This window comes from Streptomyces sp. AF1A (assembly GCF_047340315.1).
Lineage (GTDB): Bacteria > Actinomycetota > Actinomycetes > Streptomycetales > Streptomycetaceae > Streptomyces.
This window is the reverse complement of the sequence record NZ_JBLEBI010000027.1, coordinates 15,996-40,216: the sequence shown is the minus strand read 5'-3', so window position 1 is coordinate 40,216 and position 24,221 is coordinate 15,996. Positions and strand designations below refer to the sequence as shown.

Here is a 24,221-nt window from a genome sequence, read left to right as displayed (position 1 = left end):
AAGGGGCATAGCTACGCCCACTAGCTCTTGCCGTAGCGTCGTCGCTTGGATGCGTTGCTCCAGCCTTTTCGTGGAGTGGTCGTGGCATTTGAGGGGCTCTGGGGGTTCGGGCGGCGGATCAGGGTCAGGCCCTCGTGGTCGACCGGGTGCCAGGCATGGTCGTAGGTGCGGAAGGTGAAGCCCTGTTCATTGTTCGTCGTGTGGGCAAGGAGGGCACGGCCCTGGCCGGCGTACTGCTGGACCTCGTCCCAGAGCAGGTCACGGATTCGGGCGGACGGGTTGCCGATGAAGACGCCGGCGGAGATTTCGAGGAGCCAGCGCGTGAGGAAGCCCCTCAGGCCGGACGGGCAGTTGGTGAGGACGATGACGGTCACCAGGAGAACTCCACGTCGGCGTTGGCGTCGTGCTCATCGGCTCCGTCGCCGTAGTTGCGGCCCGCAGCGACGGTGTGGCCGCTGTCGCTGTGGAGGGTGACGACGTCAAGGTCGTCGTTCGTCGCGACGGCCGAGGCAGCGTCCGGGAGCAGGAGGCGTTTGATGTCGTTGACGCAGCGGTCGAGCAAGGACGTCTCGTTGATGCGGTCCCGTAGGGCACGGCGGGTGCGCGGGCCGACGTCTTCCGCGTCCTCTGCGGCGACGTCGAACGCGAGCGGGATGCCGATCTCCGTCTTGTACAAGTCGGCGATATCGAGGACGAAGGACAGTTCGTGGCCGGAGTGGACGAAGCCGAGCGCCGGACTGCAGCCGAGGGAGGCGACGACTGCGTGGGCGATGCCGTACATGCACTGGGCGGCGGCGGTGACGGCCTGGTTGACCGGGTCGCCGCTGATGAAGTCGCCAGGGGTGTAGCGGCGACCGTGCCAGGGGACGCCGGTGCGGGCGGACTGGGCCCGGTAGCAGTCCTTGAGGCGGCGGCCTTCGCGGCCGAGGAGTTCCTGGCGGGTAAGGCCGGCCGGGTCTTCGTTGGGGAAGCGCAGTTTGTACATGGCGCGGGCGACGGCGAGTCGACTGCGGGTGTTGGCCCATTGCAGGGCCTGCGCTTCGGCGAGTGCGGAGGAGCGGGTCAGGGCGCGGCCGCCGGCGTAGTAGCGCACGCCCTGCTCTCCCACCCAGCAGACGGCGGCACCGGTTTCGCCAAGAACGCTCATCGCCTGGTGGGTGATACGGGTTCCGGGTCCGAGGAGGAGAGTCCCGATGGTCGCCGACGGGATGTGGGTGGTGCCGTCGGCGTCCTCGGCGGTGATGGCGTTGGCGTCCCGGTGCACTGTGCAGCGCTCGAGGTAGACGAAGGACACCCGTTCGCCGGTGCGGGTGAGCTGGCGCGGGGTGAGCGCGGTGCGCCGGGAGACCGTGGTCACCGTCTCACCTCGGCGTGCCGAGCGGTGCGAGGGTGAGCAGGCCGCAGCCGTATGCCTTGGCCTTGCCGATCCCTTGGGTCAGGGCGCGCCGCATCAGTTGCGGGTCGGTGATTTCGAGGCGGCCGTCGAAGGTGACGGTGACCAGGCTGACGGGTGCTTTGCGGCCGCTCTGGGTCGCGGTGCTGCGGGACTTGTCGAAGGCGAGGGCGCGTTTGTCACGGACGGTCAGTTCGTACCGGTCGCCGTGGTGGGGCTGTTTGGTGTCAGTGGTGCCGCTGGGAAGCAGTCGCTTGTCGTCCGCCTTTTCCAGTACGCGGAAGCCGCACGCTTCCTGGCGCTTGAGGAGCCAGCCCATCTGATGCACGGGGGTGAGATGTGCGGTGCGCTTGGTCGGTTCGTCGTCCTTGCGGCGGGCGTGGTGGACGGGGTTGGCGGTGAGGCGGAACGCCCACCGGTCGCCGGTGGCGAGCCGGTCGAGGAGCGGGCCGTAGGGGCGGCTCTGCCAGCCGGGCTCGGCCGGGTCGGCGGCGGCCGCGGCGGGCCAGCCGGCTTGTTCGACGAGGTGGGTGAGGTCGGGCCGCTCGGGGCTGACGATGTACAGCATGACTTCGGCGCGGGTGGTGTGGTCCAGCCGCCACAGCACGCGCGGGCCGTCTGACGGGGGTGTGTCGGTGGGCAGGAGCGTCGGGAAGGACGACATGACGGCCGCGTGCATGGCCTGCGGTGAGGACAGCAGGCGGCGGGCACCGGACCGCGCGGTGTTCACGCGGAAGCGGGTGAGGTACATCAGTCGCTCTCTTCGTCCAGGGCGTCGAACGGGTCATGCCGAGACAGGTGTCGGGCGGACGGGTTGGGGACACGCACGCTGCAGGTGACCTGGGTGCGCAGGGTGTGGCGCCGGTGCTCGGCGGCGAAGCTGAGCGGCTGGTCGCGCAGGGTGTCCGCGGCGCTCTGCTCGTGCTCGTCCGCCTCGCGCAGCACGGTGAGTTCGACGTCGTCCTGGTCGCGGTACTGCTTGCGGTACCAGGGCGAGGCTTGCCAGGGTTCCCGGCGCAGGGCGTCCTGCAGGCCGCCGTGGTCGTGGAGGTGGAGCTCGATGGGGAGGGAGGGCGGGCAGGAGCGGCGGCCGAGGAACGGCGCGTACACCGGGGTACGCAGCGCTGTGTGCAGGTCGGCGAGCAGTTGGTGGTCGCCTTCGAGCGCGGCGACGAACACGGCGTCGGCGAGGTAGAAGCGTTCGGACAGCGGCATGGACTTGCCGGTGACGCCGTGATGGGCGGTGTGGAAGTCCCGGACCCGGGTGCCGGGCTGGTCGATGCGGACGCCGAACCGCAGGGCGGTCAGCGGCCCCAGCCCCTCGTCGTCGCCGCGTTCGATGCCGGCTGCGGCAGCGAGCATGCCGATGACGCCGCTCTTGGTGGGGGCGGACTCGGTGGTGCGGCGGGCGAAGCGGGCCGAGGCCCCCCAGGACTGCAGGGGGCCCGCGAGCCGGAGGGTCAGCACGGTCATGCGGGCTTCTCCAGGCGCTCGGCGACGGCCTGACCGACGGCGGTGACGAGTTCGCCGATGCTCTGCGCCTCGGTGCCGATCCCGGCGAGCTTCTGGGTGTTCGGGCCGACCCGCAGCACCCAGGTCAGCGTCGATTCCTCGGCGCCGTACGCGCGCTCGATGTCGGGGATGTACTCGGCCAGGCGTTCGGACGCCTCGCGGACGTAGCCGCCCCTCTCGCCGCGCACCGGGTCCTCGAAGGCGGCGACAAAGCTGACGGGCCGGGTGGTGCGCAGCTTGACGATCACGGCGTCGGGCAGCGTGTGGTGCCCGAAGGTGTTGATCTTGCCGGTGGGCAGGGAGGCGACGAAGCCGTGGACGAAGGCCTCCACGGCTCGGCGGACCGGATCGGTGCGCGGCTCGTCGTCGCGCAGGCCCTGCCCGAGGTTGGCGGCGAGCTGGTGGACGCCGACAGCGGCGTAGCGGTAGAGGGTGGCGGAGTTGAAGTCGACGGTGCCGATCATGCCGGCGCCGGTCTCTGCGTCGGTGTTCTCGTCGTCGACGGCGGTGTAGTAGTCGGACTCGTTGTCCACCCGGTGGACGCTGATGGCGTGCGCGACCTGAACGGACGCGTCGACGTTGATGTCTGCCTCGTCGGCCACCATGCGGCCGAACAGGGCGATGTCGACGGAGTGATGGGTGTCCGCGATCTGCTTCGCCCGGCCCTTGTTCTCCTTGTCCTTCAGATACGCCGTGATGTCGGGGGCGCCCTCGACGGCGAGGCGGGCCAGGCCGTCGAGCTGGCGGGCGCTGAGAAACACCAGGTACTTGGACTCGGGTGCGGGTTCCGGCTCACCGTCCTTGGCCGCGGCCGCCTTGCGCTTCGGAACCTCGGTCTTCAGCCCGATGGCCTTCACGGTCTCGTCCGCGATGCGCAGCGCTGTCTCGCCGGGGAGAGAGGGATCGAGGGCGGTGATCCGGTCGGCGATCGCCTCCACGATCTTCTTGGTCCGCACGCCGAGCTCGCTCGCGTCGAGCAGGTGCTCTTCCTTGAAGTACGTGCGGGTGGCTCGCTTCCAGGCCTGGCTGGAGACGCGGGCGCGCGGCACTCCGCCGTACACCGCGGTCTTCGGCGCGCCGGTGTCGTCGCGGTTGATGTTGCTCGGCGGGACGGTCTGCAGGGCGTGTACGTCGAGGAAGATGCGGTTCACGAGGCGTCCTTGTCGGTTTCCGTGGTGCTGGTGGTGTCGGAGCTGGCGGAGGATGACGTGCCGTCGGTGGGCTTGTCGTGCCAGGCGTGGAAGGAACGCCCCCACTCCCTGCGGACGGTGTCCGCGCCGCCGGGCCACTGCCAGGCGTAGAGCTGCCCGGCGAGCTGCGCGTGATCGAGTTCGATGCCCTCACGGCGCAGCAGGACGACGATGTCGCGCAGCCGCTGGGCAAGGACGGCCAGGTCGGGGGAGGTACCGGCCCGGACCAGGCGCTTGTGCACGGGTTCGTCGATCTCGCCGGGCTTCATCATCCGGCGCACCGCGGCTCCCAGGCCCCGGCGGCGGCCCGGCCGGTCGGCCTGGTACATGCCCGTGGAGCGGGACTGCTGGTGCAGCGCGTAGAGGGTGAGCGCGACGTGCAGGGCGTCCTCAGCCCGGATCAGTTCGTTCTCGCTCAGCGGCCGCGCCCCGTCCGGCGTTTGGTGCAGGGGACCGGTGTCGATCAGTGCCCACAGATCCGGTAGCTGCCCGGCCTCCCGGCCGGCGCCGCGACGCAGCCGGGCGAGCGCCGCGACGGCGTGAGGCCGGTCCTCGAGGTAGCCCCGCTGCAGGGCGGCGATGTGGCCGGCAGCGAGCCGGACGACGCGTTCGCGCGGGGTGACAGGTGCGGTGACGGTGGTCATGCGGGTGCCTTCACGGTGGTCTCGGGTGCCGGGCTTGTGTCCGCGTCCGCCGGCGTGTCAACGGAGTCAGGGCGCCCCAGGCCCTTGTACAGAGCGGAGCGGAACCACTTGGCGGCCAGCGCGGAGTTGAACCACTCGGTGCCGTGCTTGAGCTTGACGATCCGGCCCTGCCAGGCCGCGTCGCCGGCCGCGGCCATCAGCCGGTCGCCGAGCTTGCTGACGATTCCGTACACCTGCTGCTGCCAGTCGGTGCGCTTCACGTACGGGTCGTCGGTGTCGGCCAGGTGGGCGAGCCAGGTGCGGTACGGGGCCTCGAGGAGACCGTAGGCGAGATCGCGTGCGCTGGAGCGGGGACCGTCCATCTCGGTGCCGGCCGCGCGGGCGAGGTTGGTGGCGAGGTCACCGAGCGCATTGACCGCGAGGTCGGCGTCGCGGACGGCCGCGACGGCCTGCTCGGCATAGCGCCGGTCCTGCTCATGGAGCAGGACGACGGCCATGGCCACGTGGTCGTCGACGATCTCGTCGATCACCGACTGCTGCGTGCCGTAGCGTGCGCCGATGATCCGGGCCCGGACGAGGAAGCCGCGCTCCAGTTCTCCCTCCGTCACCAGGCGGGCCACCCATTCCAGGATCCCCGGCCGCAGGTAGTCGGCAGGCTCCGGCCCTTGGGCCGAGCCGGCCTCGTTGGCGACCAGAGCCCCGAGCCCGCGCCATGCAGAACGCTCGGGCGCGTGCTCGCGCGGCAGATAGACCGGGCTCCGGCGCAGTTTCGCCTCCTGAGGCTTGCTGCGCCGCCATGCGGTCATCGGCTCTCGGTGCTGACGGTCGCGGGGGGCGAGCGGGTCGCCGTAGCCGAGGACGACGCCGTGCACGCCGCTCTCGTCGAAATGGAGCCGCAGGCGCCGCGTCTGCCAGGTGTACAGGTCGCGTACACCGGTCGGGGCGCGCTCGGCGCCGCCCGGGCCGCACGGTTCCCTCCGCCATGCCGGCGCATCCGCTTCGTCGATCTCCAGGTTGGAGGTGTCGGCGGCCACCAGGTTCAAGAGCAGCGTCTCGCGCAGGGTGCGGCCTTCGACGAAGACGCCGCCGAGGTTCCCGGCCCAGCCGACGCCGAGCGGGTAGACCTTGCCTCCCTTGGCGCGTTGGTCGCCTTCCACGCCGGTCTTGATGCCGGAGGTGTCGTACGCATGCGCGTGGACGACCCAGCGGGCTGCCTCGGCGAAGGTGAGCCGCTCGCAGGCGGGCATGCGGGCGGTGAAGAACGGTTCTCCGTTGGGAACGTCGGCCACGATCCGATTGAGGGAGAACACCTCGTCCTTCGCCGTGCGCAAACCTGCGGTCTGGAAGAACGGCGCCTTGGCGTCCAGCAGGTCGAACCGGCTTCGATGCGCCTCGAGGTACGCGCCGACCGGCGCAAAGCAGGACTCGTCGGCCCACAACTCCGCCCACTCGTCGGTGTCCTGCGGGCCGTCGAGTGCGTCGTGTGCCACCGCGAGCAGCAGACGGACCAGGGCGAATTCCTGGGTGGGCAGGTCACCGACGACGCGCCGCAGGTCGTGCGCCTGCTCGAACACCTGGCGCAGCGACAGTTCCTCCTGGCTGCCGTCCCCTCTGAGCACAGGGATCCACGGCTTGGTGGTGAGGTCGAACGACAGCGCACCGTCACTGTTGCTCTGGTCGGTTTCAGGCACGAGTCACCTCAAGACCGTCGCTGGGGCTGTACCGGAGACGGAAGCCTGCCAGGTGGGTCTGACAGTCCTCGTCGAGCGGCAGGATCAACTGGCCGGCGAGCCAGTGACTGGTTTTCACCTGCCAGGCGCGGATGTGGAGTTCCTCAAGTTCGTCGATCGCCCGGTCGATGACGTCGGCGTAACTGAACTGGATCGGCAGCCGCAGTCCACAGCTCGCCGCGGTGCGGGCCGCAAAAGCGGGGGGCACCTGGTCCGTGGGCAGGGGGAGTCCGGCGCGGGAACGGCCTTTGCGGTCGGGTGCGAGCCACGGCACCGTGGCGAGGGTGCCGTCGGCGTGCCGCTGTACGACCACGACCTCCAGGCTCTCGCGGCTGTCGCGGACCTGGGCCCGCCCTTCGCGGGTGTCGTCCGCGTCGCCGACCCCCGCTGCGATCCAGCCGAACAGTGGCCGGCCGGGGCGGCCGGCGGCATCCAGCCGGAACGTCGCGGCGCGCTCGGCCTGGTCCGCCCGGTGCTTCTCATAGCGCGCGCGAGCGATGTCCAGCTCCTCCGCCCAACCGGGCGGGACCTCGAACTCTTCGGCGTAGGCACGCTGCACCAGTGGGCTGATGTCCGCCGGCAGCCTTACGGGGCACTCCTGTCCGCCGTGGAGGTGCGGCAGCAGGACGGCAGCGGAACACAGCAAGGCGTACGCCCCGTATACGGCGCGCGAGCCGCGCACCGGCGTGGGAACGGGGGTGCTCCAGTCGACGCCTGTGACCAGGCAGCGCGCCCGGCGCAGCGGCTCCGGTCGGTCGGTCTGTTCCTCGCCGCCGCGCAGGTGCCGGTGCAGGCGTCCCATGCGCTGCAGCAGGAGGTCGATCGGGGCGAGATCGGTGACCAGCAGGTCGAAGTCGACGTCCAGGGACTGCTCGGCGACCTGGCTGGCGACGACGATGTGCGCCTCCTGCGGCCGATCGGCCTTGCCCGGCGGCCCGAACCGTTTGAGGAGGCCGGCGTCCTTGGCGGCACGGTCGACGTCGATGAAACATGAGTGGGCGACGGTGACGTTCGACTCACCGAACCTCTCTCGCAGCGCAGCCGCTGCCTCCAGGACACGGCGCACCGTGTTGCGTACGACGAGGACGCAGCCGCCTGCGGCGAGTTCCCTCTCCAGCCGGTCGGCGAGGACGTCCAGGTCGTCGTCGAGACGCTCCAATTCGACATCCGTGGCGCGGGCCGAAGCCGCAGGGCGCCGCATGACCGGTTCGCCCCCGGGCGTGACCGCCGTCAACAGCGGATACTCGTCGGCCTGGGCAACGGCCTCGAACGAGACCACGGCCTCACCGGTGACCTTCCCCGCGTACGCCTCAGCCAGCTCTTTGCGCCGTCCGGCCGGCAGCGTCGCGGACAACACCACCACCGGCACCCGGTACGCACCCAGCCACGACAGCACCCGGTCGAGATACACGCTCATGTACGTGTCGTAGGCGTGCGCCTCATCGATGACGACGACCTTCCCGGCGATCGCGAGGTGACGCATCGCCAGGTGCCTGCTCTTGAGCCCGGCGAACAACAACTGATCGACCGTGCCCGTAACGAACGACGACAGCAGGGCCTTCTTCCGCCCCCGCAACCAGGCGTGGGCGACGAGTTCGGCGGCAGCGAAACGGTTCCGGCTCGTCGGCCGCCACTCACGTTCCTCGGATCCGTCCACGTCGACCGCGGCGATCCGCCGGCCCTTGCCCATCAGGTCGGTGAAGTCGTCGTTGAGCGCAGCCTTGGAGTGGGCCAGCTGCACCGAGTAGCGGGTTCCTTCAGGGGCCGGCAGACGGTCGAGCCAGTGCAGCAGCCGGGGGAACATCGCGTTGCCGGTGGCCATCGTCGGCAGGGCGAAGAACACGCCACCCGCCCCGAACCGCGAGGCAAGGACCTCCACAGCGGCGAGCGCCGCCTCCGTCTTCCCCTCCCCCATCGGCGCCTCGATCACCATCAGCCCCGGCTCGTCCATCCCCCGCGCCAGTTCGACGGCCGCCTCCTGCACCGGCCGGACCTTCGCCCCCGGCGGAAGGTCGAACCGGGATGCGAACAACTCCTGCACATCCCCGACCGGTTCCTCGGCATGCCACGGGCCCGGCAGATCCAATCCACGCCAGGCGGCCGCGATGCGCTCCGGGCCGGTGCGGGGTACGTCCTCAGGGAAGTAGGGAAAGAGGTCGGGATTGCTGGCGATCCAGTCGGAGACGATGACGAGCGCGGACAGCAGCACTTGTACTGGCTGTGGCAGTTTCACCACCCGCCAGGCCGTCAGGCGCTCCCGTACGCCGAACTCATCCGCGCACGCGTCGAGCAACTCCTCCTGCACCCGCTTCCACAGCGCCCGGCTCACCCCGTGCGTGCGCAGCAGATGCGGGTGACCGTCGAGCGTCTGGATCTGGCCGTGCTCGGGCGGCACCCCGTGATGCCCACCCACCGCGACCGTGAACTGCCCGGCCTGCTTGACCGTCCAGCCGTGCCTTTCCTCCAGCCACTCCCCCAGCAACACCTGCCCAGCCAGCCCATGCGGCGCGAGCCGCCGGTCCGCGCCCATCGCCTGCCGCGAGCGCATCTCCAGCCCATGGCCACGCATCACCTCCGCCAACTGCTCCACCTGGCAGGCGAACGCGGGCGTCGCCTTCCCGATGTCGTGCACACCTGCCAGCCATACCGCCAGCCGACGCGCATCCACCTCCCCGCCGGGCAACACGCTGGCGATCAGCCTCCGCACGGACAGCGGCAGCCACTCGTCCCACAACCGCCCGGCCACGGCGGCGCTGTCCTCCATGTGCCGCCACAAGGGCAGCCATCCATCGGTATCGCGATCATGCTTGGCCCACACGCTCAGCGCCGGCCTGCCCAGCCGGGCGCGAAGCCCCACAGGGGCGCCCCCGTCGCCTGTCATGCCAGATACATACAGGATGTGGACGAAGTGTGAAGGCAATATGGTGAAAGCAAGGGAGATCTACTGTTGGTCGAGGCCGCACCCGCAGACTCCGACGCAGAGACGACTCCAAAATGGATCTTCGACTGACTGTCGCGACAGGAACCCGAAAGGGATGTAGTTCCCTTTTGCCGGACTCTCTGGAACTCATGAAAACCACAGCACTCACGTCCTGAACCCGCAGGTCACGCAGCCTGCTCCCCGCACCCGCGGGGATGGTCCCAGCACAGGCCACAGGCTCGGGGAGACCGAGCACTGCTCCCCGCACCCGCGGGGATGGTCCCGGCACGGTCGTACTGTCCGCGAAGCTGTGCCGCTGCTCCCCGCACCCGCGGGGATGGTCCCTACTGGGGGCCGATGACCGTACGCGTGTGGGCCTGCTCCCCGCACCCGCGGGGATGGTCCCCTCCCCGTCGCGGGCCGCGTCAAGAAGCGCTACTGCTCCCCGCACCCGCGGGGATGGTCCCGACCTACAGCGATCCCGACAGTTGCGTGTTCGCTGCTCCCCGCACCCGCGGGGATGGTCCCTCGGCGGCCAGGTCTGTCGGCGGGGACACCACCTGCTCCCCGCACCCGCGGGGATGGTCCCCGTTGGCCGCGCTTGCGCTCCGTTCCGCGTACCTGCTCCCCGCACCCGCGGGGATGGTCCCTCGGGGGCGGGCGCGTCGGGGTCGCTCAGGGTCTGCTCCCCGCACCCGCGGGGATGGTCCCGCGTCGGCTCCGACTCCGAAACCGACCTCCAACTGCTCCCCGCACCCGCGGGGATGGTCCCTCGAACGCGTCGGCGTGGGTGGCGCCGAAGGACTGCTCCCCGCACCCGCGGGGATGGTCCCGAGAGAGCTGTCCTACGCCCACCCCTTGTGGCCTGCTCCCCGCACCCGCGGGGATGGTCCCGTGGACACGAACCGGGGCGCCAAAGATCCGGGCTGCTCCCCGCACCCGCGGGGATGGTCCCCTGTGCCCCGGCGCGTCCATGTAGGCCGTGATCTGCTCCCCGCACCCGCGGGGATGGTCCCCTCTTCCAGAACACGGCGTTCGAGACGCCGGACTGCTCCCCGCACCCGCGGGGATGGTCCCACATTCGGCCCGACCCGATCGGGGTAGTGGTGCTGCTCCCCGCACCCGCGGGGATGGTCCCGAGACGAGCAGGAAGGGCCCGGACGGCAAGGGCTGCTCCCCGCACCCGCGGGGATGGTCCCTTCGGATCTCGCCCACCCGCTGAAGATGGGAACTGCTCCCCGCACCCGCGGGGATGGTCCCAACACGCTGACCACCATTTTTTGGACCGTGCGCTGCTCCCCGCACCCGCGGGGATGGTCCCCCCGGCGGGATTCCGCCTGTTGGGGGATTGCGCTGCTCCCCGCACCCGCGGGGATGGTCCCGCCGCGAGCAGTCGGCACGCCTGCCGGAAGCCCTGCTCCCCGCACCCGCGGGGATGGTCCCTCGAAGCCGCCGTCCCCGACACCGACTGGGGCCTGCTCCCCGCACCCGCGGGGATGGTCCCGCCGGCCCGTCGAGGAAGTCCGCGCGCACCGTCTGCTCCCCGCACCCGCGGGGATGGTCCCGCCGACGTCGCCCGACAGCTCGCGTTCCAGCGCTGCTCCCCGCACCCGCGGGGATGGTCCCTTGGTGGACTTCTCGGTGCGGGCGCAGAACATCTGCTCCCCGCACCCGCGGGGATGGTCCCCAGCCGCCTCGGCGAGAGCCTGAAGTCCCTTGCTGCTCCCCGCACCCGCGGGGATGGTCCCGAAATGTTGCTCCGGGAGGGAGCACCGTTCGGCTGCTCCCCGCACCCGCGGGGATGGTCCCGAAATGTTGCTCCGGGAGGGAGCACCGTTCGGCTGCTCCCCGCACCCGCGGGGATGGTCCCTACGTCACCGCTCACAACGGACTCGTGCCCGTCTGCTCCCCGCACCCGCGGGGATGGTCCCGCGACCGTGGAGACCCTGAACCAGGATGAGCTCTGCTCCCCGCACCCGCGGGGATGGTCCCTTGCTTCCGTCCCTGGCGACCTCTTCGTCCGCCTGCTCCCCGCACCCGCGGGGATGGTCCCAGCGGACTCACCCGCGGGGGCGGGGGCGTGCTCTGCTCCCCGCACCCGCGGGGATGGTCCCCCGTCGCAGCTCAGGAATGATCCGGGTGAGCTCTGCTCCCCGCACCCGCGGGGATGGTCCCGACCCGGGCGAGAAGATCGACCAGCATCCGTGCTGCTCCCCGCACCCGCGGGGATGGTCCCGACGAGATCGCGAACGGCAGCTACCAGCTGACCTGCTCCCCGCACCCGCGGGGATGGTCCCCACGGAGGCTGAACGATGAAGCACAAGATGTGCTGCTCCCCGCACCCGCGGGGATGGTCCCGATTTCGAGGACAACGAGCGCGCGGCGCAGCTCTGCTCCCCGCACCCGCGGGGATGGTCCCAGGAGCGGCTCGCCAATTCGACCTACGCCGGCCTGCTCCCCGCACCCGCGGGGATGGTCCCCCACGGAAGTGCAGCCCGACAGGGCCGGAGCCCTGCTCCCCGCACCCGCGGGGATGGTCCCATGATCATGCAGCGGGCGGGAGTCGTCCCGGGCTGCTCCCCGCACCCGCGGGGATGGTCCCATCACCGAAGTGATCGTGCTCATCGTGTATCTCTGCTCCCCGCACCCGCGGGGATGGTCCCCACTCGCCCCGCTCCGCGAGGGCCTGCGCCACCTGCTCCCCGCACCCGCGGGGATGGTCCCGCATCCGTAGTGCGGTGCACGCGCTCGCGGGCCTGCTCCCCGCACCCGCGGGGATGGTCCCGTCACGGTCGGCGCGGTCGAGTTGGACCCGGACTGCTCCCCGCACCCGCGGGGATGGTCCCAGCCCCAGCTACAACACCGGATGGTCCGGCAGCTGCTCCCCGCACCCGCGGGGATGGTCCCACGTAGACGCCCGTGGGGCGCGGCATCATCGTCTGCTCCCCGCACCCGCGGGGATGGTCCCACCAGCATCACAATTTCGGGACTCCAGCCGAACTGCTCCCCGCACCCGCGGGGATGGTCCCTTCCGCACCTTGTCCGGTGTCACCGACGCATCCTGCTCCCCGCACCCGCGGGGATGGTCCCCCGCAAGGACCAGCAGTGACCTTCCACTACCGCTGCTCCCCGCACCCGCGGGGATGGTCCCTGGGGCGCGACCTGCTGGGATTCGGAGGTGTCCTGCTCCCCGCACCCGCGGGGATGGTCCCCGTTCAAGATCAACCTGAACAGCAACGGGTTCCTGCTCCCCGCACCCGCGGGGATGGTCCCGTCACCGGCACCATCCGGTGGACCGACTCCCCCTGCTCCCCGCACCCGCGGGGATGGTCCCACCACCGGCAACTTCATCCCGTCGTGGGCGGGCTGCTCCCCGCACCCGCGGGGATGGTCCCGGCCATGATCGGCCCCTTCCACTTGGAGTGAGCTGCTCCCCGCACCCGCGGGGATGGTCCCGCTTGCACGAGTGCCAGGTAGTGCATCCACGGCTGCTCCCCGCACCCGCGGGGATGGTCCCCATGAAGGACATCACCGAAGTGATCGTGTTGACTGCTCCCCGCACCCGCGGGGATGGTCCCTTCCCGGGCATGGATACCGGCTTCGGCAGGCTCTGCTCCCCGCACCCGCGGGGATGGTCCCGACAGCAGGTTCCCGGCGAACCGCAGTGGATACTGCTCCCCGCACCCGCGGGGATGGTCCCGGGTCTCGCGCATCGCCGCGGAGTGCGGGCCCCTGCTCCCCGCACCCGCGGGGATGGTCCCGGCATGGGCGTGCGCTGGCACGACGGCAACGGCTGCTCCCCGCACCCGCGGGGATGGTCCCAAGCCGTCCGCGCCCGCAACAGCACAGCCCCCCTGCTCCCCGCACCCGCGGGGATGGTCCCGGCTGTACGACGACCTCGACCGGTACGCGGAACTGCTCCCCGCACCCGCGGGGATGGTCCCTGGGCCCCGACGGCAAAGCCACCGGCGTCAAGCTGCTCCCCGCACCCGCGGGGATGGTCCCCGCACTCCGGTGCCGACGCCACGCCCTGGGCCCTGCTCCCCGCACCCGCGGGAATGGTCCCACCTGGCGATCGTCCACGGGCGTCCGGCCCCGCTGCTCCCCGCACCCGCGCGAAGGCGCTCTCGTCGCAACTCTCGGTGTCAAGTACAAGGCCGGGCTTGACACTCGACGGCGGTAGGCAGGTTGGCTTGATCATGTACGGGCTGGTCGGAGGGGCTGCGCCAAGCCGTTGAGGGCCGGCGCGGGTGCGCTGCTGTCAGGACTTCGGCGGGTTGCCCTCACGGCCCCACCGGGTGGCCCAGTACAGATCACGTACGGGCACGTACTCCTGGAACGCCCTCATCGCTTCGGTCTGCGCATCCCGCTCGGCTTTGGTCAGGGCTGGAGGCTCCTCCCCAGAGGCAAGTGGCTGGGGATCACCCTTGACGTCCCGCAAGACCCGACAGGCTTCGCTCAACCGGTTCAGGGTCGCCCTGTACCGGGCTTCCAGTTCGCCGAACGATTCACTCATGTCGCTTCCCTTCCAGCCGTCTTGGCAGGGTGGAGCGAGAAGGTACGACCGCACCCGAGGATCCGCAAGCAGTAGGGCTCGACCCAGGATCACCCGACGAGGTCGCCACGCGATCGGTCGCCGACAGTGACGCCCGAGCGGCCCGCAGGCTGACAAAGGATGCGCCCCGAAGCAGGTCGGCGGCGCGCTCAGCGGGACGCAACTGCACCCAGCGGGCCACTCCCGGGTCCCCCCGTCGGCGGCCCGCCTCCTGCGTCGCAGGCGAGGTGGTGCCCGGAGCCGGACTTGAACCGGCACGCCCGCGAAGGGGCAGCGAGGTTTAAGCTCGCCGTGTCTGCATTCCACCATCCGGGCAGGCCATGGGCTCCGCTACGAGGTTCCGAGCCTATCGGGACGCATCCCCCGAACAGCGGAACAGCGGACCGATGTTGTCTTATTTTATTGGCGCCTGAGGGTGCATCAGCCCACGGAACAGGCCATCCGCACTTGCCAACAGCGTGGCGCGAGGTACGTGCACGCGCACGCGAAATGACGGAATTTCACCGTCCGGGCGAGGGCGTTCCACCTGTTCTCGACACCGTTCGAGGACGTTCGAGGACGTTCGAGGACGTTCGACGCCGTTCGGCGATGTGGAGGCGGTAGCGGTGGACGCCGGAGGCGTGGCCGAACCGGGCCCTCGGGGTCGGCCGTCCTCCCCAGGTATGACACGGCGCCCCGCCGTCCGACCGGAGTCGCCCCCGAGAACCGGAACAGCGGCTGACTCCCCGGGCGACGCGCGCCGGGACGATGGACAGGTCCCCAGGAACACACGTCGTCCCGACAGGAGCACCGTCCCGTGACCACCACACCCACCGCCGGCCGGACCACGGCCGTGGCCGCACGCGCCACGGAGTTGTCGAAGATCTACGGGCAGGGTGAGACCCGGGTGGTCGCCCTGGACCGGGTCTCCGTGGACTTCCGGCAGGCCGAGTTCACCGCGATCATGGGCCCGTCCGGCTCCGGGAAGTCCACGCTGATGCACTGCGTGGCCGGGCTGGACACCTTCTCCTCCGGGTCGGTCAGGATCGGCGACACCGAGCTGGGGTCCCTGAAGGACAAGCAGCTCACCAGGTTGCGCCGGGACAAGATCGGTTTCATCTTCCAGGCCTTCAACCTGCTCCCCACGCTGACCGCGCTGGAGAACATCACCCTCCCGATGGACATCGCGGGCCGCAGGCCGGACCGGGAGTGGCTGGACCGGATCATCGGGATGGTCGGCCTGTCCGACCGGCTCGGCCACCGGCCCGCCCAGCTGTCCGGCGGCCAGCAGCAGCGCGTGGCCGTCGCCCGTGCCCTCGCCTCCCGGCCCGAGATCGTCTTCGGTGACGAGCCGACCGGGAACCTCGACTCGCGCTCCGGCGCCGAGGTGCTCGGCTTCCTGCGCAACTCCGTGCGCGAGCTGGGCCAGACCGTCGTCATGGTCACGCACGATCCGGTGGCAGCCGCGTACGCGGACCGTGTGATCTTCCTGGCCGACGGGCGGATCGTGGACGAGATGCACGCCCCCACGGCCGACTCCGTCCTCGACACGATGAAGCAGTTCGACGCGAAGGGCCGCACCAGCTGATGTTCCGCACCGCCCTGCGCAACGTACTCGCGCACAAGGCCCGGCTGCTGATGACCGTGCTCGCCGTGATGCTCGGCGTGGCCTTCGTCTCCGGGACCCTCGTCTTCACCAACACCGTCTCCGACGCCTACCAGAAGAGCTCGGCCAAGGGCTTCGACCACGTCGACGTCGCCGTGGTACCCCGGTACCAGGAGTCCAAGGGCGACAAGGTCGGCAAGCCGGCCGACCTGACCCGGGCCACGCTCGACAAGGCCGCCTCGGTCCCCGGCGCCGCCTCCGCGACCGGTGTCGTCGGCGGCTTCACCGCCGTCGCCGACCGGCACGGCAAGCTGGTCGGCGGCGACTGGCAGTCCCAGGGCGGCAACTACTGGGGCACCCGGGACGCCCGCTACCCGCTGGCCGGCGGCCACGCCCCGCACGGCCCCGGCGAGGTACTGCTGGACTCCAGGACGGCCGGGCGGGCCGGCTACAAGGTCGGCGACACCGTGCGCCTGTCCGTGAACGGCCCGGTCCTCACCCCGACCCTCGTCGGCATCTTCACCACCGACGACGGCAACGTGTCCGCCGGCGGCAGCCTCGCCCTGTTCGACACGCCGACCGCGCAGCAGCTGTTCGGCAAGAAGGGCGCGTACGACGAGATCGACGTGCGGGCGAAGGCGGGCACCAGCCAGGCCGCGCTCAAGGCCGAGCTGGACAGGGCGCTGCCGTCCCACCTGGTGGAGACGACCACCGGCCGCAAGCTCGCCGACGACCAGGCCCGGCAGATCGCCGACTCGATGAGCGGGCTGAGGCAGGCGCTGCTGGTGTTCGCCGGTATCGCCCTGTTCGTCGGGACGTTCATCATCGCCAACACCTTCACCATGCTGGTCGCCCAGCGCACCAGGGAGCTGGCCCTGCTGCGGGCGGTCGGCGCCTCCCGCCGGCAGCTCACCCGCTCGATCCTCGTCGAGGCCTTCGTGGTGGGTGCGGTCGCCGGGGCGACCGGCCTGGTCGCCGGGATCGGCATCGGCGCGGGCCTGCGCGGCCTGCTGGGCTCGTTCGGCGCGAGCGTGCCCGACGGGCCGCTGGTGATCACTCCCGGCACGGTGGCGGCTGCCCTCGCCGTCGGCGTCCTGATCACCATGCTGGCCGCGTGGCTGCCCGGCCGCCGGGCCGCGAAGATCCCTCCGGTGGCGGCGATGAGCAGCGTGCACGCCAAGGCGACCACCAAGTCGCTGGTGCTGCGCAACACGCTGGGCGCGCTGTTCGCGGCGGCCGGCGTCACGGTGGTCCTCGCGGCCACGACGATGAACGCCGACTCCGCGCAGGGTCCGATGGGTCTGGGCGCCGTGCTGCTGATCATCGGCGTGTTCATCCTGACGCCGCTGCTGTCCCGGCCGCTGATCGCGGCCGCCGCCCCGGTGCTGCGCGCGTTCGGCGTCTCGGGCAAGCTGGCCCGCCAGAACTCGGTGCGCAACCCGCGCCGTACGGCGGCCACGGCCTCGGCGTTGATGATCGGCCTCACGCTGATCACCGGCATGACGGTGATGGCGGGCAGCCTGCAGACGTCCATCGACAGGATGGCAAGCTCGGCGATCCGCGCGGACTACGTGGTCTCGATGGCCAACCGCTCCCCGCTCTCCCCGGACGTGGCGAGGAAGCTCGCCGCCACCGACGGGGTGACCGCCAGCAGCCCGCTGCGCAACGCCGAGTCCCGCATCGACGGGAAGACGGAGTTCCTCACCGGTGTCAACGGCCCGGTGATCGGCAGGCTCACGGACCTGAAGGTGGACCAGGGCGCCTTCGAGGTGGGCGGCACGCGGGTCGTCGTCGACAAGGACCGGGCGAAGGAGTACGGCTGGACGGTCGGCTCCCGGTTCACCGTGCACTACGAGGACGGCAGGGCGCAGCGGCTGACCGTCGCCGGGATCTACGAGGGCAACGACATGATCAGTGGGATCATGCTCGACAACGCGGTGCTCACCCCTCATCTGAAGGACCCGGCCGACATGCAGGTCATGGTCAAGACGGCGGGCGGTGCGTCGAGCGCGACGAAGGACCGGCTGGAGAAGGCCCTCGGCGCCAACCCGGCGATCAGGGTCCAGGACAAGCAGGACATCTCCCACGACATCGCGAAGATGTTCACGCTGATGCTGAACATGGTCTACGGCCTGCTCGGCATGGCGGTGATCGTCGCGGTCCTCGGCGTCATCAACACCCTGGCCATGTCGGTGTTCGAGCGCTCCCAGGAGATCGGCATGCTCCGCGCGATCGGCCTGGACCGCAAGGCGGTCAAGCGGATGGTCCGCCTGGAGTCGCTGGTGATCTCCCTGTTCGGCGGGGTGCTCGGCATCGGCCTGGGCGTGTTCTTCGGCTGGGCGGCCGGTGAGCTGCTGAGCACGAAGATGCCGACGTACGAACTGGTCCTGCCCTGGGGCCGGATGGCGTTCTTCCTGCTGCTGGCGGGCACGGTCGGCGTGCTGGCGGCCCTGTGGCCGGCCCGGCGCGCGGCCCGGCTGAACATGCTGGCGGCGATCAAGGCCGAGTAGCCGTACGGCGCCGCAGGGGCCCCGCGGAGCGGACCGCGGGGCCCCTGCCGTCGCTCAGGCGGTCCAGGTGCGGGTGCGCAGCGGGAGCCCGGAGGCCCCGGACTCGGGGGTGCGGATCGCGAGCACCTGGTTGACGCCGATGCGGTGGTGTTCGAAGGCGAGCGCGGAGGCGGCCATGTACAGCCGCCAGACGCGGGCCCGGCCGGGGCTGGTGAGGCGGACGGCGCGGTCCCAGCCGGCCTCCAGGTTGGCCACCCAGTCGCGCAGGGTGCGGGCGTAGTGCTCGCGGATGGCCTCCACGTCCCGCACCTCGAAGCCGGCGCGCTCCAGCTGGGTGACGGTGGTCCCGATGGGGGCGAGCTCGCCGTCGGGGAAGACGTACGCGTCGATGAACTGGTCCACCTCGTACGACGATTCGTCGCGCTGCGGGCGGCGGGCGATCTGGTGGTTGAGCAGCCGGCCGCCGGGGCGCAGCAGGTCGTACAGCCGGCGCGCGTACTCCAGGTAGCGTTCGGCGCCGACGTGTTCGGCCATGCCGATGGAGGAGATCGCGTCGAAGGGGCCGTCCGCGACGTCCCGGTAGTCCTGCACCCGGATCTCCACCCGGTCGGTCAGGCCCTCGTCGGCGACGCGCTTGCGGGCGTAGGCGGCCTGCTCCTGGGAGAGGGTGATTCCGACGACGCTCACGCCGTGCTCGCGGGCGGCGTGGATCGCCATGGCCCCCCAGCCGCAGCCGACGTCCAGCAGCCGCTGACCGGGCTTCAGGCCGAGTTTGGCGGAGACGAGTTCGAGCTTGTCGCGCTGGGCGGACTCCAGGGTGTCACCGTTGTCGGCGGCCCCCCAGTAGGCGCAGGAGTACACCATGGAGGGGCCGAGGACGAGCTCGTAGAAGTCGTTGCCGACGTCGTAGTGGTGGCTGATGGCCCGCTTGTCGCTGCTGCGGGTGTGCAGATGGCGGCGCCTGCGGACCTCCTCGCGCGGCGGGGCGGGCGGGATCGGCGGGCCCGCCAGCTTCAGCAGCTCCCGGGCGGCGGCGCGCACCGCGGGGTCGCGCAGGGCCCGCACCAGGCCGCGGGCGTCCTCCCCGCGCTCCCAGACGAAGCCGGCCATGGCGTCGAGGGCGGTGTAGAGGTCGCCCTCGATCTCCAGGTCCCCGGCGACCCAGGCGCGGGCCAGGCCCAGTTCACCGGGTTTGAACAGCATGCGGCGCAGGGCGCGGCGGTTGCGGACGACGAGCGCCGGCGCGCCCGGCGGGCCCGCCTGCGACCCGTCCCACGCCCGGATCCGTACCGGGAGCGGGGCTCCCAGCACCTGTTCGGCGAGACTGCTCAGCCGCGACGCGGCGTCGGCCATGGCGCACACCTCCAAGACGACGATCCCGGATGCCGGGTACCACGTAAACACCGTCGGGTCTTCCGCGCAGTCCTGCAAAGGAGTTACAACTGGGCAAAATAGTTGTACGGGCCACACGGATGGCGGTCCGGGAACGCCGAAGGACCTCCCGCACCACGGATGGCGGGAGGTCCTTCGGTTGGATCAGCGACCGGTGGGGGTCAGGAGGCCTTGGCCTTCTCCTCGGTCTTCGGCGCGGCGGCGACCGGCGCCGGCTTGGCGGCCTCGTAGAACTCCTCGCGCGGGTTCTCCATGGCGCCGAGGGAGACGACCTCGCGCTTGAGGAACATGCCGAGCGTCCAGTCGGCGAAGACGCGGATCTTGCGGTTCCAGGTCGGCATCGCCAGGCCGTGGTAGCCGCGGTGCATGTACCAGGCGAGGCGGCCCTTGAGCTTGATCTTCATCTTGCCCATGACGATCATCGCCACGCCCTTGTGCAGGCCGAGACCGGCGACCGCGCCCTTGTTGGCGTGCTCGTACTCCTTCTGCGGGAAGCCCCGCATGCCGGAGATCACGTTGTCGCCGAGCACCTTGGCCTGGCGCAGCGCGTGCTGGGCGTTCGGCGGGCACCAGGCGTTCTCGTTGCCCGCCTTGCGGCCGACGAGGTCCGGGACCTGTGCGTTGTCACCGGCGGCCCAGATGTAGTCCGTGCCCTTGACCTGGAGGGTCGGCTCGCAGTCGACGTGGCCGCGCGGGCCGAGGGGCAGGCCGAAGCGGGCGAGGGCCGGGTTCGGCTTGACGCCGGCGGTCCAGACGATCGTGTTGGAGTCGACCTCGAGGCCGTTCTTGAGCACCACGTGGCCGTCGACGCAGGAGTCCATGGAGGTGGAGAGGTAGATCTCCACGCCCCGGCTCTCCAGGTGCTCCTTGCCGTACTGGCCGAGCTTGGGGCCGACCTCGGGGAGGATCTTGTCGGCGGCGTCGACGAGGATGAAGCGCATGTCCTCGCGGGACACGTTCTTGTAGTACTTGGCGGCGTCCCGGGCCATGTCCTCGACCTCGCCGATGGTCTCCGCGCCCGCGAAGCCACCGCCGATGAAGACGAAGGTGAGTGCCTTGCGGCGGATCTCCTCGTCGGTCGTGGAGTCGGCCTTGTCCAGCTGCTCCAGGACGTGGTTGCGCAGCCCGATGGACTCCTCGATGCCCTTCATCCCGATGCCCTGCTCGGCGAGGCCGGGGATCGGGAAGGTGCGGGAGACCGCGCCCATGGCGATGACCAGGTAGTCGAACGGCAGCTCGTACGCCTCGCCCACCAGCGGGGCGATCGTGGCGACCTTGCGGTCCTGGTCGATGGTGGTGACCCGGCCGGTGAGGACCTCCGCCTTCGGGAGCACGCGCCGCAGCGGGACGACGACGTGGCGAGGGGAGATGCTGCCGGCGGCGGCTTCGGGGAGGAAGGGCTGGTAGGTCATGTACGACCGGGGGTCGACGACCGTGACGGTCGCCTCGCCGTAGCGCATCTTCTTGAGAATGCGCCGAGCTGCGTACAGGCCTACGTACCCACCGCCTACTACGAGGATCCTGGGACGCTCCGTGGTGCTCATGCCATCGAGTATCCACCTGCCCTGGGGGGGTCGCTCGTGCGCCCCTTCACAAGCTCGGGCAGGGGCTGTGTTAAACTCCGCGACCCGCATGGTCCAGGCCATAGGGCCGGACGGGGCACGCGCGGCGGTTCGCCCCGTTGTCAAGGCCGCGTGAGCTGCCTCTCCGGGTGGGCGGAGCCTCCGTGAGGGAACCGGAACACGCCCGGAACCTCCCTCTCCAGGGCCCCGTCGCACACCCCATCTGAACATGTTCAAACGGCTCTTGACCCCCCGAACGGGCCAACCGGACCACTCCGCGGGCCTCACCGGGGCCAATTCCTTGTGAAGAACTTCACGAACTTTCCCGGCGGGACGCGACCGAGGGGCCCCGAAGGGCCCCTCCACGTCGCTCAAACGTTATCCGACCTGCTCAGCCGACGGCTACCAACGGGTAACAAAAGAGAGCTACGCCACCGACCACGCGATACCGTCGAGGATCGCGCACGAACGCGCTTCCCTCTACGGATGCATCGTGTACACGCTGATGCGTACACTGGCTCCATGACTGAGAACACCGTGACCGTACGGGAAGCCCGCGCGCACCTCGCCGACCACATCAACCGGGCCGAGGAAGGGGTTCCGACCGTCATCACGCGCAACGGTGCTCCGGTGGCGGCCGTGGTTCCGATCGCGGACTTCGAGGCGCTGGAGGAAGCGGCCGACGTGATGTTGGCGCGCGAAGCCGAAGCGGTCCTGGCCGAGGGCGGTCCCACCGTGACGATGGCGGAACTGCTGGCTGATCTGTTCACCGAGCACGACGGCGAGGCGGCGTGAAGTACGCCTTCCGGTTCACCGCGGCGGCACAGCGTCAACTCCGGGCGATCAGCCGACCCGACGCCATGCGCATCCTGACCGCGTTGACCGCACTCGGTGACGACCCGTACCGCCAGGACGCCGACGTCAAGAAGCTCACCGGCCCGTCGGGTCTCTACCGGCTCCGGGTCGGAAGCTACCGAGTCGCCTACCAGATCAACGATGGTGAACTCGTCGTCCTCGTCGTCAAGGTGGGCGACCGGCGGGACGTCTACCGCAACCTGTGACGCCCCGCCCGGTGCCGGCATCGTCTGAAGTGCCCCTCAGCGCGCCTCGGCGGCGCAGCTGTGAGCTATGCCGTCGAGGATGTCGTGCTCGCTGACGACGACCTCCTCGGCGCCGGTTCGCTCCATGATCGCGAGCAGGACGAGGGCGCCCGCCCCGATCACGTCGACCCGGCCCGGGTGCATGGAGCCCACCGCCGCGCGCTCGGCGTGCGTGGAGCGCAGCAGCCACTCGGTGATCTCGCGGACGCGGTCGCGGGTGATCCGGGAGTGGTGGATGCGTGCGGAGTCGTACTCGGGCAGGTCCTGGGCGATCGCCGAGACGGTGGTGACCGAGCCGGCCAGCCCCACCAGGGTGCGCGCCTCGCGCAGCGGGACGGTCTCCTCCGCGAGGTCCAGGGCGGCCTCGATGTCGGCCCGTATGGCGGCGACCTCGTCCTCGGTGGGCGGGTCGGAGACCTTGCCGTCGTGCACCAGGTGCCGTTCCGTCATCCGCACGCAGCCGACGTCCACGGACCGCGCGGCCCGCACGTGGTCGTCGCCGACGACGAACTCGGTGGAGCCGCCGCCGATGTCCACCACCAGGTAGGGCCGGGCGAGGTCCGTACGGCCCGTGAGCTCCTTCGTGGCTCCCGTGAAGGAGAACTCGGCCTCCTGGTCCCCGCTGATGACCTCCGGCTCCACGCCGAGGATGTCCACGACCCCACGCACGAACTCCTCGCGGTTCTCGGCGTCGCGGGAGGCGGAGGTGGCGACGAACCGCACGGTGGCAGCGCCGAGTTCACGGATCACGCCGGCGTACTCCCGGCACGCGGCGAAGGTCCGCTCCAGCGCCTCGGGCGCGAGCCGGCCGGTGCGGTCCACATCCTGGCCGAGCCGCACGATCGTCATGCGCCGGTCCAGCTCCAGCAGCTCGCCGGTGGCCGGGTTGACGTCGGCGACGAGCAGCCGGATGGAGTTGGTGCCGCAGTCGACGGCGGCGACCCGGGAGAAGCCCTCCGCGACCAGCGGCCGGTCCGCGAAGAACCCGCTGCGGGCCTCGGCCGGATCGAGGACCGCGCCCTGCTCCCCGGGGTGCTCGTCCGCCGGGTCGGGCGCCTTGAGCGGCTGCACGCACGGCCCCTTGCGCCACCACTCGGGCAGCATCGCGATCGCCTCGTCGCCGAGCGGGTTGACGCCGGGGCCGGCGGCCAGCGAGTGGGCGACCAGGACGTGCAGGCACTTGACGCGGTCCGGCATGCCGCCGGCGCTGGGGAAGCCCTCCAGGACCTCGATCTCGTCCCGGCGCCTGATGTAGTCCTCGTGGGCGGCCCGGTAGGCGGCGGCCAGCTCGGGGTCGTCCTGGAGCCGCTGCGTCATCTCCTTCATGACGCCGTTCGCCTCCAGCGTCCCGATCGCCGAAGCGGCGCGCGGGCACGTCAGGTAGTACGTCGTCGGGAAGGGCGTGCCGTCGGGCAGGCGCGGTGCCGTCTCCACGACGTCCGGCTGACCGCAGGGACAGCGGTGCGCGATGGCCCTGAGGCCCCGCGGCGGGCGGCCGAGCTGCTGCTGGAAGGCCTCGACGTCCGCGTCGGTGGGCTCGGAGCGCGGAGTGGGCGGCGGAGGGGTTTCCATGACTGCTTTTTCGTCAGGCTTTCTGTGGGTCACTGGTCGGAGGCGTCGGACTTGTCGACCCCGTCCCAGACGTTCGTGTACCAGGGCCGGTGGGCGGCCCCGAGGTCGGCGCGGGAGTGCCGGCCCGCGCCCGGGTCGACGACCACGTACCCGGTCTCGCCGGGCATCACGTAGTGCAGCCGCCGCCGGATCTGCTGCTCGGCGTAGGCGTCGTCCTGCCAGCGCGCCTTGAGGTCACGCAGCTGTTCGACGCGTGCGCGGGCCTGCTCCTGCTGCCGCTGGAGGTCGGCGATCTGGGCGCGCTGGGAGACGTACTGCCGCATCGGGTAGGCGAGCGCGACGACCAGGGAGCACAGCACCAGGACGAGCAGCGCCGCCCGGCCGGTGAGCCGGGACCGGCGGGCCTGCCGTCTGGTCTGGGAGCGGTAGACCCGGGCGGCGGTCTGTTCGCCGAGCAGCCGCAGCCTGGTCGCGGTGGAGAAACGGTCCCGGTCCTTCACGGCCATCTGGTGCTCCGCCTCCCCTTGTGCCGTCTGCCTCACACGTGCGTACGTCC

General features: G+C 70.9%; 17 protein-coding genes, 1 tRNA gene, 1 pseudogene and 1 CRISPR repeat array. Of the genes and pseudogenes, 4 read left to right on the top strand and 15 right to left on the bottom strand.

Translation table 11 applies throughout. The annotated features are described in order from the left end of the window. Nucleotides 1-20 precede the first annotated feature (20 nt). From cas2e to ACLU3S_RS11590, 10 genes are all read right to left on the bottom strand, one after another. Nucleotides 21-374: a type I-E CRISPR-associated endoribonuclease Cas2e gene (gene cas2e / locus ACLU3S_RS11635; RefSeq protein ID WP_413951699.1), complete on the bottom strand. Its 354-nt coding sequence runs from the start codon at nucleotides 372-374 to the stop codon at nucleotides 21-23. Beyond that, nucleotides 371-1,357 carry a type I-E CRISPR-associated endonuclease Cas1e gene (gene cas1e / locus ACLU3S_RS11630; RefSeq protein WP_413951698.1) on the bottom strand — a complete coding sequence of 329 codons (987 nt, stop codon included), beginning with the start codon at nucleotides 1,355-1,357 and terminating at the stop codon, nucleotides 371-373. Before cas1e ends, cas2e begins: the two co-directional genes overlap by 4 nt. Nucleotides 1,358-1,361: 4 nt before the next feature. Beyond that, nucleotides 1,362-2,144, bottom strand: coding sequence for a type I-E CRISPR-associated protein Cas6/Cse3/CasE (gene cas6e, locus ACLU3S_RS11625; protein WP_413951697.1), 783 nt, complete (start codon nucleotides 2,142-2,144; stop codon nucleotides 1,362-1,364). Beyond that, the gene (gene cas5e, locus ACLU3S_RS11620; protein ID WP_413951696.1) at nucleotides 2,144-2,866 is read right to left on the bottom strand and encodes a type I-E CRISPR-associated protein Cas5/CasD; all 723 of its coding nucleotides are present in this window, start codon (nucleotides 2,864-2,866) and stop codon (nucleotides 2,144-2,146) included. The genes cas6e and cas5e overlap by 1 nt, the downstream gene beginning before the upstream one ends. Continuing rightward, complete coding sequence (cas7e, locus tag ACLU3S_RS11615; RefSeq protein WP_413951695.1) at nucleotides 2,863-4,056, bottom strand: type I-E CRISPR-associated protein Cas7/Cse4/CasC; 1,194 nt, start codon at nucleotides 4,054-4,056, stop codon at nucleotides 2,863-2,865. The genes cas5e and cas7e overlap by 4 nt, the downstream gene beginning before the upstream one ends. Continuing rightward, a complete protein-coding gene (casB, locus tag ACLU3S_RS11610; protein WP_413951694.1) occupies nucleotides 4,053-4,739 on the bottom strand; it encodes a type I-E CRISPR-associated protein Cse2/CasB in 687 nt (228 codons plus the stop codon). Before casB ends, cas7e begins: the two co-directional genes overlap by 4 nt. Beyond that, nucleotides 4,736-6,430, bottom strand: coding sequence for a type I-E CRISPR-associated protein Cse1/CasA (casA, locus tag ACLU3S_RS11605; RefSeq protein WP_413951693.1), 1,695 nt, complete (start codon nucleotides 6,428-6,430; stop codon nucleotides 4,736-4,738). Before casA ends, casB begins: the two co-directional genes overlap by 4 nt. Beyond that, entirely contained in the window at nucleotides 6,423-9,233 is a 2,811-nt protein-coding gene (gene cas3 / locus ACLU3S_RS11600; RefSeq protein ID WP_413951692.1) for a CRISPR-associated helicase Cas3', read from the bottom strand. Before cas3 ends, casA begins: the two co-directional genes overlap by 8 nt. 350 nt (nucleotides 9,234-9,583) lie before the next feature. Next, nucleotides 9,584-13,455: direct repeats of the CRISPR family, unit length 29 nt; unit sequence CTGCTCCCCGCACCCGCGGGGATGGTCCC. Nucleotides 13,456-13,650: 195 nt separating this feature from the next. Next, nucleotides 13,651-13,905 (bottom strand): hypothetical protein, encoded by a 255-nt coding sequence (locus ACLU3S_RS11595; RefSeq protein WP_413951691.1) that lies wholly within the window; start codon nucleotides 13,903-13,905, stop codon nucleotides 13,651-13,653. Between the two features lie 267 nt (nucleotides 13,906-14,172). After that, nucleotides 14,173-14,259: transfer RNA gene (locus ACLU3S_RS11590), tRNA-Leu, on the bottom strand. A gap of 481 nt (nucleotides 14,260-14,740) precedes the next feature. Here ACLU3S_RS11590 and ACLU3S_RS11585 point away from each other — a divergent pair. Continuing rightward, on the top strand, nucleotides 14,741-15,511 hold the full coding sequence (locus tag ACLU3S_RS11585; RefSeq protein ID WP_413951690.1) for an ABC transporter ATP-binding protein: 771 nt from the start codon (nucleotides 14,741-14,743) through the stop codon (nucleotides 15,509-15,511). Further along, nucleotides 15,511-18,039: an ABC transporter permease gene (locus tag ACLU3S_RS11580; RefSeq protein ID WP_413951689.1), complete on the top strand. Its 2,529-nt coding sequence runs from the start codon at nucleotides 15,511-15,513 to the stop codon at nucleotides 18,037-18,039. The genes ACLU3S_RS11585 and ACLU3S_RS11580 overlap by 1 nt, the downstream gene beginning before the upstream one ends. A 54-nt stretch (nucleotides 18,040-18,093) precedes the next feature. On the opposite strand, the gene ACLU3S_RS11575 is transcribed toward ACLU3S_RS11580, so the two are convergent. Continuing rightward, nucleotides 18,094-19,392 (bottom strand): class I SAM-dependent methyltransferase, encoded by a 1,299-nt coding sequence (locus ACLU3S_RS11575; protein ID WP_413951688.1) that lies wholly within the window; start codon nucleotides 19,390-19,392, stop codon nucleotides 18,094-18,096. A 200-nt stretch (nucleotides 19,393-19,592) separates the two neighbouring features. After that, nucleotides 19,593-20,975: an NAD(P)/FAD-dependent oxidoreductase gene (locus tag ACLU3S_RS11570; RefSeq protein WP_413951687.1), complete on the bottom strand. Its 1,383-nt coding sequence runs from the start codon at nucleotides 20,973-20,975 to the stop codon at nucleotides 19,593-19,595. A 540-nt stretch (nucleotides 20,976-21,515) separates the two neighbouring features. On the opposite strand from ACLU3S_RS11570, the gene ACLU3S_RS11565 reads away from it, so the two are divergent. Both ACLU3S_RS11565 and ACLU3S_RS11560 read left to right on the top strand, forming a co-directional pair. Beyond that, nucleotides 21,516-21,788: a type II toxin-antitoxin system Phd/YefM family antitoxin gene (locus tag ACLU3S_RS11565; protein WP_018385071.1), complete on the top strand. Its 273-nt coding sequence runs from the start codon at nucleotides 21,516-21,518 to the stop codon at nucleotides 21,786-21,788. Further along, the gene (locus tag ACLU3S_RS11560) at nucleotides 21,785-22,054 is read left to right on the top strand and encodes a type II toxin-antitoxin system RelE family toxin (RefSeq protein ID WP_062774287.1); all 270 of its coding nucleotides are present in this window, start codon (nucleotides 21,785-21,787) and stop codon (nucleotides 22,052-22,054) included. The genes ACLU3S_RS11565 and ACLU3S_RS11560 overlap by 4 nt, the downstream gene beginning before the upstream one ends. 36 nt (nucleotides 22,055-22,090) lie before the next feature. Here ACLU3S_RS11560 and ACLU3S_RS11555 read toward each other — a convergent pair whose 3' ends face one another. The 3 genes and pseudogenes from ACLU3S_RS11555 to ACLU3S_RS11545 all read right to left on the bottom strand — a co-directional run bounded on the left by ACLU3S_RS11555 (nucleotide 22,091) and on the right by ACLU3S_RS11545 (nucleotide 24,171). Beyond that, a complete protein-coding gene (locus ACLU3S_RS11555; RefSeq protein WP_413951715.1) occupies nucleotides 22,091-23,059 on the bottom strand; it encodes an exopolyphosphatase in 969 nt (322 codons plus the stop codon). Between the two features lie 156 nt (nucleotides 23,060-23,215). Further along, nucleotides 23,216-23,665: pseudogene (locus ACLU3S_RS11550) on the bottom strand (DUF501 domain-containing protein); the annotation flags it as partial. A 29-nt stretch (nucleotides 23,666-23,694) separates the two neighbouring features. Then, a complete protein-coding gene (locus ACLU3S_RS11545; protein WP_413951686.1) occupies nucleotides 23,695-24,171 on the bottom strand; it encodes an FtsB family cell division protein in 477 nt (158 codons plus the stop codon). Nucleotides 24,172-24,221: the final 50 nt, after the last annotated feature.